Origin of the sequence: Streptomyces sp. NBC_01471, assembly GCF_041438865.1 — a bacterium.
GTDB lineage: Bacteria > Actinomycetota > Actinomycetes > Streptomycetales > Streptomycetaceae > Streptomyces.
Map to the genome: position 1 here is coordinate 884058 of NZ_CP109450.1, position 13061 is coordinate 897118.

The 13061-nt window shown below is 73.4% G+C and carries 11 protein-coding genes; 4 read left to right on the forward strand and 7 right to left on the reverse strand.

Translation table 11 applies throughout. The annotated features are described in order from the left end of the window. Nucleotides 1-55 precede the first annotated feature (55 nt). Together OG285_RS03865 and OG285_RS03870 are read right to left on the reverse strand one after the other, a co-directional pair. Nucleotides 56-1204: an MBL fold metallo-hydrolase gene (locus OG285_RS03865; RefSeq protein ID WP_371790165.1), complete on the reverse strand. Its 1149-nt coding sequence runs from the start codon at nucleotides 1202-1204 to the stop codon at nucleotides 56-58. A gap of 31 nt (nucleotides 1205-1235) precedes the next feature. Continuing rightward, the gene (locus OG285_RS03870) at nucleotides 1236-2453 is read right to left on the reverse strand and encodes an aminotransferase class I/II-fold pyridoxal phosphate-dependent enzyme (protein ID WP_371790166.1); all 1218 of its coding nucleotides are present in this window, start codon (nucleotides 2451-2453) and stop codon (nucleotides 1236-1238) included. A gap of 294 nt (nucleotides 2454-2747) precedes the next feature. Between OG285_RS03870 and OG285_RS03875 the strand changes: the two genes are divergently transcribed. Continuing rightward, on the forward strand, nucleotides 2748-4253 hold the full coding sequence (locus OG285_RS03875) for a bifunctional phosphatase PAP2/diacylglycerol kinase family protein (protein WP_371790167.1): 1506 nt from the start codon (nucleotides 2748-2750) through the stop codon (nucleotides 4251-4253). Here the strand turns inward: OG285_RS03875 and OG285_RS03880 are convergent. Together OG285_RS03880 and OG285_RS03885 are read right to left on the reverse strand one after the other, a co-directional pair. Then, complete coding sequence (locus OG285_RS03880; RefSeq protein WP_356830989.1) at nucleotides 4225-5178, reverse strand: cation diffusion facilitator family transporter; 954 nt, start codon at nucleotides 5176-5178, stop codon at nucleotides 4225-4227. The two genes, OG285_RS03875 and OG285_RS03880, sit on opposite strands and share 29 nt — an antisense overlap. Before the next feature lie 190 nt (nucleotides 5179-5368). Further along, on the reverse strand, nucleotides 5369-7237 hold the full coding sequence (locus OG285_RS03885; protein WP_371790168.1) for a transketolase: 1869 nt from the start codon (nucleotides 7235-7237) through the stop codon (nucleotides 5369-5371). Nucleotides 7238-7547: 310 nt separating this feature from the next. Here OG285_RS03885 and OG285_RS03890 point away from each other — a divergent pair, with 310 nt between their 5' ends. Together OG285_RS03890 and OG285_RS03895 are read left to right on the forward strand one after the other, a co-directional pair. After that, nucleotides 7548-8357 carry a methyltransferase domain-containing protein gene (locus tag OG285_RS03890; RefSeq protein ID WP_371790169.1) on the forward strand — a complete coding sequence of 270 codons (810 nt, stop codon included), beginning with the start codon at nucleotides 7548-7550 and terminating at the stop codon, nucleotides 8355-8357. Between the two features lie 70 nt (nucleotides 8358-8427). Then, nucleotides 8428-8808: a VOC family protein gene (locus OG285_RS03895; RefSeq protein ID WP_371790170.1), complete on the forward strand. Its 381-nt coding sequence runs from the start codon at nucleotides 8428-8430 to the stop codon at nucleotides 8806-8808. Between the two features lie 66 nt (nucleotides 8809-8874). Here OG285_RS03895 and OG285_RS03900 read toward each other — a convergent pair whose 3' ends face one another. Further along, nucleotides 8875-10815, reverse strand: a complete 1941-nt coding sequence (locus OG285_RS03900; protein WP_371790171.1) for a DUF5107 domain-containing protein — start codon at nucleotides 10813-10815, stop codon at nucleotides 8875-8877. Nucleotides 10816-11066: 251 nt separating this feature from the next. Here OG285_RS03900 and OG285_RS03905 point away from each other — a divergent pair, with 251 nt between their 5' ends. Beyond that, nucleotides 11067-11411: a DUF6204 family protein gene (locus tag OG285_RS03905; RefSeq protein WP_371790172.1), complete on the forward strand. Its 345-nt coding sequence runs from the start codon at nucleotides 11067-11069 to the stop codon at nucleotides 11409-11411. Nucleotides 11412-11474: 63 nt separating this feature from the next. Here the strand turns inward: OG285_RS03905 and OG285_RS03910 are convergent, their stop codons facing one another. Together OG285_RS03910 and OG285_RS03915 are read right to left on the reverse strand one after the other, a co-directional pair. Next, a complete protein-coding gene (locus OG285_RS03910) occupies nucleotides 11475-12029 on the reverse strand; it encodes a GNAT family protein (protein ID WP_356831001.1) in 555 nt (184 codons plus the stop codon). A gap of 29 nt (nucleotides 12030-12058) precedes the next feature. After that, a complete protein-coding gene (locus tag OG285_RS03915; protein WP_371793441.1) occupies nucleotides 12059-13039 on the reverse strand; it encodes an LD-carboxypeptidase in 981 nt (326 codons plus the stop codon). Between the last annotated feature and the right edge of the window lie 22 nt (nucleotides 13040-13061).

Sequence of the window (13061 nt, forward strand, 5' to 3'; positions counted from 1 at the left end):
GTCGGTCGGCCGGGACACACCTGACCGGTCGGTCGGCCCGGACGCACGTGACCGGTCAGTCGGCCGGGACCTCCTGGAGCACCCTGGACCCGCCCACCGGCAGGTCCCACAGCTCGTCGCGCGGGCGGCCCGCCAGCTCCCAGGCCGCACGCACCCGGGTGAGCGGTTCGAGCACCGGCTCGGCGGAGAGCAGGAACGCGCCCCAGTGCATCGGCGCCATCCGGCGCGCGCCCAGGTCCTCGCAGGCCGCCACCGCCTCCTCCGGGTCGGTGTGCACGGGCCCGAGCATCCAGCGCGGTTCGTACGCCCCGATCGGCAGCAGCGCCAGATCGATGCCGGGATGGCGGTGGCCGATCTCCCCGAACCAGTGGCCGTACCCGGTGTCGCCCGCGAAGTACACCCGCCGGCCCTGCTGGTCGGTGAGGACCCAGCCGCCCCAGAGCGAACGGCAGGTGTCGGTGAGGGTGCGCTTGGACCAGTGGTGGGCGGGCACGAAGTCGAAGCGGACACCGCCGGTCTCGGACGACTCCCACCAGTCGAGCTCGGTGACGCGGGTGAACCGGCGGCGCCGGAACCAGCGGGCCAGTCCGGCCGGGACGAAGAGCGGGGTGTCGCGCGGGAGCCGCTTGACGGTGGGGGCGTCCAGGTGGTCGTAGTGATTGTGGCTGATGACCACTGCGTCGATCTTCGGCAGGTCGGCCCAGCGGACCCCGACGGGGGTGACCCGGGCGGGCGTCCCGAGGATCCTGCGCGACCAGACCGGATCGGTGAGGACCGTGAGACCGCCGATGCGCACCACCCAGCTGGCGTGTCCCGCCCAGGTGACGGCGATGGTGGTGGCGTCGGCCTCGGGGAGCGGCGCGGGGGCGTACGGCAGCAGCGGGATGTCACGCAGCCCGTCGGGGCGTGGCCGCACAGCGCCCTCACGGGCCAGTCTGGCCATGGCCCGGACACCGGGCAGCGGGGCGGTGAGCCGGTCGGCGAAGGACTTCGGCCAGAGCCTGATCTCGCCGGGCGGACGCAGGATGCCGGGTGTACGGGTGCGGGGCCCGGGCCGGGTGTGCGGCCGGGGCTGTGTCTTCCTCGCGGTCTTCTTCGCGGTCTTCTTCGCGGTCTTCTTCGCGACGGGGACGGGCTGCCCGGTCTGCGTCCCCGGTGCGTGCGGCTGCGGCTCGGCGAGGGAGCTCTCGGTCTGTTCCGTCATCGAAGGGCTCCGTCCGGTGGCGGTGAGTCGTTCATCGCAGTTGCTCCAGGGCTGTCGCAAAGGTCCTCAGCGCCCTTGCCACATGCGGCAGTTCGAGTGGCTCGGCCGAGTTGAGGGACTCCAGGCGCTCCTGGGGGGTCGTCCCGACGAGGGGGCCCGTCGCGAACCGCACCCGCAGTGCGGCCGGATCGTCGCCGAAGCGGTGGCCTCCGGGCGCCGGTGTGCCGAGCCGCCGCCCCAGGTAGTCCTCCAGTTCCATCGCGTCGGTGACACCCAGGGCGGCCAGGCCGGAGCGCAGCGGCCCCAGATCCGCGTACAGATGGCGCCCGGCCTGCGGAGGCCTGGCGAGCGCTCCCGCGGCGAGCACCGCGTGATGGGCCGCGGTGGCCACCCGGGCGTGCAGCAGGGCCGCCCGCACCGCCCGTTCCCGTACGGCCGCGGGTTCGCCCAGCGCGCAGGCGGCAGCGGCGGCGACCGGTGCGGACACCGCCGCCCCGATCGCGGTGAGCGCGTCCAGTGTTCTGGCGCGCCGGGCGGCTCCGTCCGCCGTGTCGGGGAACCGGGCGACGGCCACCGGCCAGGCCGTCGGGGTCAGCGAACCCGCCAGGTCGGACAGGACGGTCACCTCGTCCGGGCACATCTCGGCGGGGCTGAGCAGCACGGTCTCGTCCGGCCGGTGTCCGGTGTCGCGCCAGGTCTCGTCGCTGATGATGTGCAGCCCCTCGGAGAGCGCGGCCTCGCAGGCCTGGTGCAGCAGCTCGGGCGGAGCGGCGGTCGCGGTGGGGTCGTCGGCGACGGAGAGCAGCAGCAGCCGGGGGTCGCCTCCCTCGGCGCGCACTCTGCGTACGGTCTCCAGGAGCGCGTACGGATCGGGCACTCCGCCGCACTCCGCGGGGGTGGGCACCGGGTAGGCGGCCCGCCCGACGAGACGTGCCTGCGGTATCCACCAGGCGGGGCACGGGCGGGGCAGCATGAGGTCGCCGCCGTCCGCCGCGAGGAGTGCGAGCAGCAGCGACTGGGCGCCGCCGGCGGCGACCGTGTCACCCGGCGCGCAGCCGAGTCCGCGGCGGGTCCAGTATCCGCAGGCCGCCGCCCGCAGCGCGGTCCCGCCGCCGGGCGGCTCGGGGTCGGTACGGAAGGCCGCGCCGGTGAGTGCGGCAGCCAGTTCGGAGAGCACGGGCAGGCCGGGGCCGGGGGCGGGCGGACCGTAGCGGACAGGGCCGCGGCTCTCCGGAACCGTCCGCTGCATGCCCGCACCTCCGCTGTCGCCGGCCCCCCAGAGACCTTTATACGTAGGTTTGCCCGACCGGGCGACCGTGGCCACCGGGGCCCTCCGGGCGGGGGACGGAGCCCGCGGTCCGGGCTTACGGCGCGCACGCCGGCCGGTGGCGCCGCGACGTGCGGCGACGCGCCGGGGCCGGCGCAAGCATCTCCCGGCCCGGACGGGGTACGACGATCAGTCAGCAGAACCGCTGCACAGGGCCGGCCGCCGTACGGGCAGCCGGCCAAAACGCGCGCAGCGCTCACCGAGAGGACTGATTCCATGGCATCCGCCGTCCCCCACAGCGGCCCGGTCCGCTTCGAACGGCTCACGGGCTGGTTCGGGGCCCGGGACCAGGCCCTGTTCCGGTCCGCGGCTGCCCGGCACTGGCCGGCCGCGGCGCCGGTCCTGCCCCGGCTGAGCCGCAGTGCCAACCACGGACTGCTCTGGTTCGGCGCCGCCGCCGGGATCGCCGCGGTGGGCCGCTCCACCCGGGCGCGGCGGGCCGCCGTGCGCGGGATGGCCTCGCTGGCCGTGGCCTCGGCCGTCGCCAACACGGTGGCCAAGGGGTCGGTCCGCAGATCGAGACCGATACTGGACGCCGTACCGGTGATGCGGCAGCTGAAGCGGCAGCCGGTCACCACGTCGTTCCCGTCGGGGCACGCGGCGTCGGCCGCCGCCTTCGCCACGGGTGTCGCGCTGGAGTCGAAGGGCTGGGGCGCGGTCGTGGCGCCGCTCGCCATCAGCGTCGCCGCCTCCCGCGTCTACACCGGCGTGCACTATCCGAGTGACGTGGTCATCGGGGCGGCGCTCGGTGTGGGGGCCGCCTTCGCGGTGCGGGGGCTCGTGCCGACCCGCGACCAGCTGCCCGCCCCGGGCCGTCCGCACACCGAGGCGCCGGTGCTGCCCGGCGGCGAGAATCTCGTCGTGGTGGTCAACAGGGCGTCGGGGTCGGCCGCGGCCAGGTCGGCCCTGGTCAGGGACGCGCTGCCGCTCGCGGAGGTGGTGGAGTGCGACCCCGGCGAGCTGGTGGCCACCCTGGAGAAGGCGGCGCGGAACTGCCGGGCCCTGGGCATCTGCGGCGGCGACGGAACGGTCAACAGGGCGGCCGTGGTCGCGGCCCGGCACGGTGTGCCGCTGGCCGTCTTCCCCGGCGGGACGCTGAACCACTTCGCGTACGACATCGGGATCGAGGAAGTCCACGACACCTGCCGGGCGCTGGCGTCCGGCGACGCCGTGAAGGTCGATCTCGGCCGCTTCACACCGGGCCCGGACGGACCCGGCGGCGAGCCGGGACACTTCCTCAACACCTTCAGCCTGGGCTCCTACCCGGAGCTCGTACGGATCAGGGAGCACTGGTCCCCGAAGATCGGCGGCTGGCCCGCCGGGGTGCTGGCGGCGGTGCGGGTCCTCAGCTCGCAGCGGCCGCTCCGGGCCGAGTTCCAGGGCGAGCAGCGGACCCTGTGGACGCTGTTCGCGGGCAACGGCATGTACCAGCAGATGGGGCCGACCCCCGGACGGCGTTTCGATCTGGCGGACGGCCTGCTGGACGTCCGGGTGGTGCACGGCGGGCGGCTGCCGGGGCTGCGGCTGCTGGCGGCGGCGCTCGCGGGGCCGCTGTCCCGCTCCCCCGTCCACGCGGCGGAGCGGCTGCGCCGGGTCCGGGTCGCCGGACTCACGCCCGGCACACCGCTCGCGTTCGACGGGGAGATCACCGAGGCACCGGCCACGCTCTGGATCGACAAGGACGACGAGGCGCTCACGGTGTATCGTCCGCTGCCGCTCTAGCGGCGTCCGTCACATCGAGATAGACCTGGTCGGCCTCCGGCCAGGTCTTCTCGATGGAGGCCTTGATCCGCATCGAGATCAGTTCCATCTGCTCGCTCTCCAGCCCCGGCACCAGGTCGATACGGGCGGCCACCAGTGTCGAGTCCATCCCCAGCCGCATCGTGAGCAGCGAGGACACCTCGTCGATCTCGGGCTGCGCGGCGAGCATCTCCTCGATGCCGCGGCGCAGTTCGGGGTCGGCGGACTCCCCGATCAGCTGGTCGCGGGCGTCCCTGCCGAGCCGGTAGGCGACATAGCCGAGCAGCGCCCCGATGGCGAGCGAGGCCGAGGCCTCCCAGGCGATCTGTCCGGTCACCATGTGCAGGGCCATCCCCGCCATGGCGAGCAGGACGCCGACCACGGCCGTGCCGTCCTCGGCGATGACGGTCCGCAGCGCGGGGTCCTTGCCGATGCCGCTCCCCGGCTGACCGCGCACCTGGAGGACGGCGCGGGCCAGTGAGGTGCCCTCGGCGATGAGGGCGACGCCCAGTACGACGAGCCCCACGACGTATCCCGTGGTGGACTCCTGTTCGCCGCCGCCGCGCAGCGCCTCGATCCCCTGCAGGACGGAGAAGCAGCCGCCCATGACGAAGATGCCCACGGCGGCGAGCAGCGCCCAGAAGAAGCGCTCCTTGCCGTAGCCGAAAGGGTGCCGCGGGTCGGCGGGGCGCTTGCTCCGCCGGAGCGCGAAGAGCAGGAACACCTCGTTGAGGCTGTCCGCGACCGAGTGCGCCGCCTCGGAGAGCAGAGCCGGGGAGCCCGCGAAGACACCGCCGGCCGCCTTGGCCACGGCGATGACGAGGTTGGCGGCGAGCGCCACCAGGACCGTCACCCTGGTCTTCCGGTCGGACGCTCCGTCCGTCCCGCTGTCCGGGGCCTCACTCATGCGGTGCTCCCGTACGTCGTCCGAGTGGTCCCGTTGGTGCTTCTCCGCCGTGCGGAAGCCCTGGCCTGAGCCGGTGTTCCGGCCGTCTGTGCGTCACTGCGTCCCATGAGCCACCGGGTACCCCCTCCCACCGGCGGGAATCCGGGTGGCCGGGCCGGCCACCCGGTGGGTGCCTCTCGGGGGAGCCCGCTCAGCCGGCCGCGCCCGGGCGGATCACCGCTTTCTCCACCAGCAGCCGGGCGCCGGCCGCGATGCTCCGGGCGTCGATACCGGCCGCGGCCAGCTGCTCCTGCGGCGTGGCCGACCCCGGCATGTTGCCGACGGCGAGCCGGACCAGCCGGGGCACCGGCCTGCCGTCCGCGAACGCCTCGGCGACCGCGTCCCCCAGGCCGCCCTCGGGGTGGTGGTCCTCGACCGTGACCAGGCAGCCCGTCTGGTCCGCCGCGGTCCGCAGGGTTCCCGCGTCCACCGGCTTGACCGAGTAGAGGTCGATCACCCGCACGGCGATGCCCTCCTGCGCCAGGATGTCGGCCGCCGCCAGGCACTCGTGGAGGGTCTGGCCCGCCCCGACCAGGGTCAGCTCGTCGTTCGCGCCGGAGCGCAGCACCTTGCTGCCGCCGACAGGGAACTCCTCGTCGGGACCGTAGATGACCGGGGTCTCCCCGCGGTTCGTCCGCAGATAGCGGATACCGTGCGCGTCCGCCATCTCGGCCACGAGCCGGGCCGTCTGGTTGGCATCGCTCGGGTACAGGACCGTGCTGCCGTGGATCGACCGGAACATCGCCAGGTCCTCAAGACCCATCTGGGACGGCCCGTCCTGGCCGATCGCCGTACCGACGTGCGAGCCGACGACGTTCATGTCGGCCTCGCCGATCGCCGCCATCCGGAAGAAGTCGTGCGCCCGGGTGAGGAACGAGGCGAAGCTGCACGCGAACGGGACATAACCGCACGCCTGCATCCCGACCGCGCCCGCCGCCAGCTGCTGTTCCGCGATGTAGCACTCGAAGTACCGCTCGGGGTGTTTCTTCGAGAAGAACTCGGCGCGGGTCGAGTCGCCGACCTCCCCGTCCAGGACCACGACGTCGCCCCGGGCCGTACCGAGGGCGGTGACCGCCTCGCCGAACGCGTTGCGCGTCGCGACCTCGTCGCCCTTCTCGTAGCGCGGCAGCACGAGCTCCCCGCTGCCGGTGATCCGGCGCGGCTGTACGTCGGCGGGCTGGTGGACATCGACCCGGATGGACCGCCGGCCGCCCAGCTCCTCGACGGCCGCGGCCGCGTCGGGCAGCGGTTTGCCGTGCATGCCTTCGCGGTCCTCGACGTCGGCCACCCCGCGTCCCTTGCGGGTGCCCGCGATGATCGCGGTGGGGCGGTCCGTGACGGCGCGCACCTCCTCGTACGCGGCGTCGACGGCGGCGATGTCGTGTCCGTCGATCTCCACCGTGTGCCAGCCGAAGGCGCGCAGCCTGCGCCCGTACGCCGCGAGGTCCCGGCCGTGCCGGGTGGGCCCGCGCTGTCCGAGCCGGTTCACGTCGACGATGAGGGTCAGATTGCCGAGGTTCTCGAATCCGGCGTGCTCGGCCGCCTCCCAGACGGAGCCCTCGGCCATCTCGCTGTCCCCGCTCAGCACCCAGACGCGGTAGTCCAGCTGGTCCAGGCACTTGCCCGCGAGCGCCATGCCCACTCCGACCGGCAGCCCCTGCCCCAGTGATCCGGTGGCCACGTCGACCCAGGGGATGCGCGGCGTCGGATGTCCTTCGAGGCGGCTGCCCTTCTTGCGGAAGGTGAGCAGCTCGTCGTCGTCAATGGCCCCCGCCGCGAGGTACATCGCGTACAGGAGCGGTGTGGCATGCCCCTTGGAGAGGACGAACCTGTCGTTGCCGGGACGGTCGGGCCGGCCGAAGTCGTAGCGCAGGTGCCGGGCGAGCAGTACGGCGGCGAGATCCGCCGCGGACATCGATGAGGTGGGGTGCCCGGAGCCTGCCGCGTCCGCGGCGCGCACCGCGTCCACGCGGAGCTGCTGGGCCAGTTCGAAGAGTTCCGCGTTCTGATCCGTGGTCATTGCTGTTCCCTTCCCGCGACCGGACCTTCAGGGGGCCGGCGGTGCGGTGTCGAGCGGGCCGCGCCCTCCGTGGGCGTACCCGGTTGCTCAGCCTGTCCCGGTCGCACAGCACCGCGTACCCGGTGAGCCGCGACGCGCACACGTTTCCCCGGCTTGGCGGCAGGCGCCGTCCCCGGCCCTCCCCCCGCGAAGTGATCGGCGCACGATCGCGCGTATCAGAATGCGAGATACATATCTCACTATTCGGCAAGAACATCTACGGTGGTGGCACCACTTCGGATGAGTTCGACGTCGAACAGGGAGATCCGCCATGCCGGAAGAGACCGCCGTCTACACCCACGGCCACCACGAGTCGGTGCTGCGCTCGCACACCTGGCGGACCGCCGCCAACTCCGCGGCGTACCTGGTGGACGAGCTCAAGCCCCACATGCGGATCCTGGACATCGGCTGCGGCCCCGGCACCATCACCGCCGATCTGGCGGCCCTGGTGCCGCAGGGCAGCGTCACCGGTGTGGACAGGGCGCCCGCGGTACTGGACAAGGCGCGTGCGCTGGCCGCCGAACGCGGCCTGGACAACACCGACTTCGCGGTCGCGGACGTGCACGCGCTGGACTACCCGGACGACACCTTCTGCGTGGTCCACGCGCATCAGGTGCTCCAGCACGTGGGCGATCCGGTGCAGGCGCTGCGCGAGATGCGGCGGGTCACGAAACCCGGCGGAATCGTCGCCGTGCGCGAGAGCGACTACGGCGCGTTCACCTGGTATCCGGAGTCCCCGGTGATGGACGACTGGCTGGAGCTGTACCACCGGGTCACCCGCGGCAACGGCGCCGAACCGGACGCCGGGCGGCGGCTGTTCTCCTGGGCGAGGCAGGCGGGCTTCACCGACATCAGGTCGACGGCCACCAACTGGGTCTTCGCCACCGAGAAGGAGCGGGCCTGGTGGAGCGGGCTGTGGGCGGACCGTACGACCCAGTCGGTCTACGCGCAGCAGGCGGTCGAGGGCGGCCACGCGACGCCGGAGCAGCTGGCGGCGGTCGCCGGCGCCTGGCGCGAATGGGGCGCGCAGGAGGACGGTTGGTTCCTGGTACCGCACGGCGAGGTCCTCTGCCGGGTCTGAGGCACCGGCCGGAGCGGGCCCGCCGGTTCCGGGCCGCCGGCCCGATTCCGCGTCAACTAGGCTTCTCCGCATGGAGATCCTGGGAACCACGCTGCGTATCTGCGTCGACGACCTCGAAGCTTCGGTGTTCTTCTACGAACGCCTGACCGGCGCCAAGGCGCTGCGCTTCGAGCGCGGCGGGGTGTCCGTCGCCGCGGTCGGCTTCTTCCTTCTGATGAGCGGTCCGGAGTCGGAGCTGGAGATTCTGCGCAAGGTGACGGCCACCATCGCGGTACGTGATGTCGACGAGGCTCTCGTCACGCTCACCGAGGTCGGCGCACAGGTCATCGCGGGGCCGGTACCGACCCCGGTGGGCCGCAATCTGATCGCGGTCCACCCCGACGGGTCGGTGTTCGAGTACGTCGACAGGAACGGGGACGGGGCGGGAACCGGAACCGGCTCCACCGCCTGAGCCGTACGGCCCCGGCAGCCGTACGGCTGCCGGGGCCGTCAGTTCCGCGGCGTCAGCTCTGCGGCGTCAGCTCTGCGGCCGCATCCGGTACTCGTACTCCTCCGGCAGCGGATCGTCCGTGAGGGCCGACCAGACCTCGTTGAGGATCTCCGCGCCCTCGCGGAGATCCGCCACTTCGAAGCCCGCGTCGAAGACCGCGCGCGCCGCCCCGGAGTCCCCTTCGGCGAGCAGCAGTTGGGCCTCGATCAGACGGAACCGGCCGCGGGCGCGGGTCTCCGGGTCCAGCCGGTCCCAGACGCGCCGTGCGTCCGCGGTGCGTCCCACCGTGAGCAGGACATCGATCGCCTCGCGCCCCAGGGCGGCCGTGACCGCCGTCCAGGTCCCGCCGTCGCGGGGCTCCGCGCAGAGGTCGTCGAAGGCCTCGGCCCAGCGGTCGGCCGACCGCCCGTCGTGGCCCTCGTACCGGTCGGCCACCGCGAGGCAGCGCAGCAGCGGCCAGCGGGACGGGGCCAGTTCGAGGCCGCGCTCCCAGCTGCGCACCGCCTGGGCCCGGTCGCCGCCGTGCCACTGGGCGATCCCCAGGTGGTACTCGGTCAGGGGTTCGGCGAGCGCCGTCTCCAGCATGTCCCGCCAGTGCCTGGAGACCAGGGAGGGGCCGGGCGGGGTGTCCTTGCGCGGCGCCGGGAAAGCACCTGAGCGGTACAGCTCGACCCACGGCTGCTGGTCCTCGCCGAGCGCCGACGCGTCGAACGGCGTCCCGGGCAGCTGGTGTCCGCCGCGCAGCACTTCGAGCGCGCCCCAGCCGGACCCGGTGGCGAGCATCGTGTGCGGCTCACGGTCCACGCAGCCGCGCCACGCCTCGAAGGCGGCCTCGACCGCGGCCCTGGGCAGCACGGCTTCGAGCCGGGCCGCCGCCTCGCCGCGGGCCGCGGCCCAGTCGTCGCCGTGGACGGCCGACGCATCCGTTTCGAGCGGCCCGTATGCCTCCAGCCAGCTGAACTCGGCGCCCGCTTCCAGGCGTACGTGCTCCAGCTGGGTGCGGGCCAGACCCGCCTGGATCTCCGCGTACCCACCGGTGCCCGGTTCGGTCAGCCACTGCTGCCAGCGCCGGCCGCCGGTGCCCGAACCCCACAGGAAGAGCTTCCGGCCGCGCAGCTGGTCGGTCGATGTCTGGACGAGGCCCCGGCCGTCCCCGTCCAGCGAGGCGATCCACTTCCTCGCCTCGCGCGGAACCTCGTAGAAGTAGTCGGCCGGGTACTCGCTGCGGAGGGAGTACGTGCGGTCGGCCCCGTTCCAGTCCGGCACCGGGACGCGGCGCAGGCTGCGCTCGTAGCCGAAGTGCCAGGCCTCGTCGGCAGGGGCGAGGACACGGGTCGACGGACCCTCGGGCACGGCGATGTTGGACCACCAGTAGGTGGGCACCGGCTGCTCGTGCGGGTTGCGGATCCGGACGCCGACGTGGAGGAAGTCGGAGTCGGCCGGCAGCCAGAGGTCGACCTGGAAGGGCAGGTCGCGCAGCCGCTCCCACTCCCAGAGCCGCAGCATCTCACCGCCGTCGGGTGCGGTCACCAGCGCCGCGTGCAGCGGGGCACAGCTGAGCGCGGTGTGTCCGGTCGCGCCGATGTTCCACTCGATGCCGCCGGAGAACCAGGCGCCGTTGAGCGCGAAGTCGGCGGGCTGGAGTACGGGGTTGCGGTAGAGCAGCTCCCGGCCGGACGGCTTGTGGAACAGGGAGTGGATCCGGCCGCCGAGGCCGGGCAGCACCGTGGCCCGCAGCCGGTCGTTCTCGATCACGATGGTGTCGATGCCGGTGGGCGTGCGCTCCCTGCCGTAGCCGTCGAGGACGCGCACGGGCAGCACGCTGGTCAGCGGCTCGTACCCGACCTGGCGGGCCATGTCGTGCGGGAGTCCGGCGCGCCCCTCGGCGTCCACGGTGTGCGTCTCGTCGAGCGGGCGCAGCGCCGGAAGCGGGTTCTCCGGCCCCAGCGGGGCAGCGGGCAGCGTCATTACGGCACGTCGCACGGTCGTGGCCAAGGCAACCTCACTCGCTCGTGGGGGCAGCCGTCCGCCCGGCCCCTCCCCTGATGACCATGGAACACCGGCGGGGCGGGTCTGACCAGGGGTTCCCGCCGGCCGATTTGCCGGACGCCCCGACGGCAGGTCCGCAGGGGCGCCCCCGAAAAAGAGTGGACACCGGCCGCGGCCCGCCCCGTACCCTGCACCGGGAACGGTGTACGAACGAGACAAGGACTGACGAGATGGCCGAGCCGGCCGAGCCGCACACCTACCGGGTCATCGTGCGGGGCACCTGGGACGGGCTGACGGACACTTCGCGGACCCGGCTGCTCGCCGATGTGGACGACCACGGTCTGACGCAGATGCACTTCACCGAGCAGGGGTCGCTGACCTACGACAAGGCGCTGAAGCACTTCTCGTTCCGCTATGTCGTCGTCTCCGACGCGGCGGACGGCGAGGAGATGGCGGGCGCCATCGCCGAGGACCGGGCCGAGTCCGCGCTGAAGGAGCTGGGGCACGGCTTCGGGCCGCTGCGCTCGACCGTGACGGACATGGACACCATGAAGATCAACCGCAAGGGCCGCTGACCGGCCCGGCAGCAGCCCGGCCCCGTCCAGGAGCTGGCCACCGATCGTCCGGCGGCACAGCTGTCAGCGGACCGTCATCTCCGCGGTGAACGCCCAGCGTTCGTGGTCCCGCCAGGCTCCGTCGATGAAGAGGAAGTCCGGCGAGTACCCCTCCAGCCGGAAGCCGGCGCGGCGGACCAGCGCCAGCGATGCCAGGTTGGCGGGCTGGACGTTGGCCTCGAGGCGGTGCAGGCCGAGCGGCCCGAAGGCATACGCCATCACCAGGCGCAGGCCCTCCCCCATCAGGCCCCGGCCCGCGGCGTGCGCGAACGCGCCGTAACCGAGCGCCCCGCTGCGGAACGCGGCCTCGACGATGTTGTTGATGTTGATGAACCCCGCGATGCGTCCGGCCGCATCGCCCTCGCGTTCGCAGACCAGGAAGCCCGCCTTGGCGGGGTCCTCGATCAGCCGCCGGGCGTAGACGAGATAGCTCTCCTGGTCGGCGGGCGGGGCGAGCCAGGGCTGCTGCAGCTCCCTGCTCTCGCGTACCAGCGCGGTGAATTCCCCGGCGTCCTCGTACGAGAAGGGGCGTACGCCCACCCGGGGCCCGGAGGCGAGATATGCGATGGTGTCTGACATCGGGCCAGGCTACGGTCTCGCCCGACGCTTCAGACCAGGGCCGGGACGTCCAGCGTGAGGGTGCCCGCACCGGCGTCGAGGACGGCGGGGACGCCGAGCGGCATCGTCTGCGCCGTGGAGCAGTGCCCGAAGCCGAACTCCCCGGCCACCGGGACACCGAGACCGCCGAGCCGGTCCAGCAGCACCGCCCGCACCTCGTCGCCCGGAGTGCAGCCCTCCCAGGAGCCGAGTGCGATGCCCGCGACCCCGTCCAGCAGCCCCGAGCGGAGCAGCTGAGTGAGGATCCGGTCGATGCGGTAGCCCTCCTCGCCGATGTCCTCGATCAGCAGCAGCCCGCCGCGCCCCGTGGGGCGGGCGTGCGGTGTGCCGAGCTCGGCGGCGAGCAGCGAGACGCAGCCGCCGAAGGTGACGCCGGCCGCCCGCCCGGGGACCAGGGTGCGGGCGGTGCCGAGGCCGAGCGTGCGGACCGTGTCGGGCTCGAAGAGCGTGGCGCGCAGGGACTCCTGCGTCTCCGCGTTCTCGATGAAGCTGAGCGCCGCGGTCATCGGTCCGTGCAGGGTGGCGAGGCCCATCCGCACCGCGAACGCCTCGTGCAGCGCGGTCACATCGCTGTAGCCGACGAACACCTTGGGCCCGGCGGCGCGCATCGCCGCCCAGTCCACCAGGTCGGCCATGCGCTGTGCGCCGTATCCGCCGCGCGCGCAGAGGACCGCGGAGAACCCCGGGTCGCACCAGGCCGTCTGGAGGTCGCGGGCGCGCGCCTCGTCCGCGCCCGCCAGATATCCGAACCGCGGGTGCCTGTCGAGCACATGGGGCATCACCACCGGGTCCAGGTCCCAGCCGCGGAGGATGGCGAGCCCGGCCGTGAGCCGCTCCTCCGGGACCGGCCCGCTGGGCGACACGACGGCGACCCTGGCCCCCGGCCGCAGCCGGGCCGGCCGGGTCAGCGGGACGAGGGCGGGCGCGGTGCGGCCGGGCGGCGCGGGACCGGGCGCAGCGGCGGACGGCAGCGTGAGGGACGGCTGTGCGAGG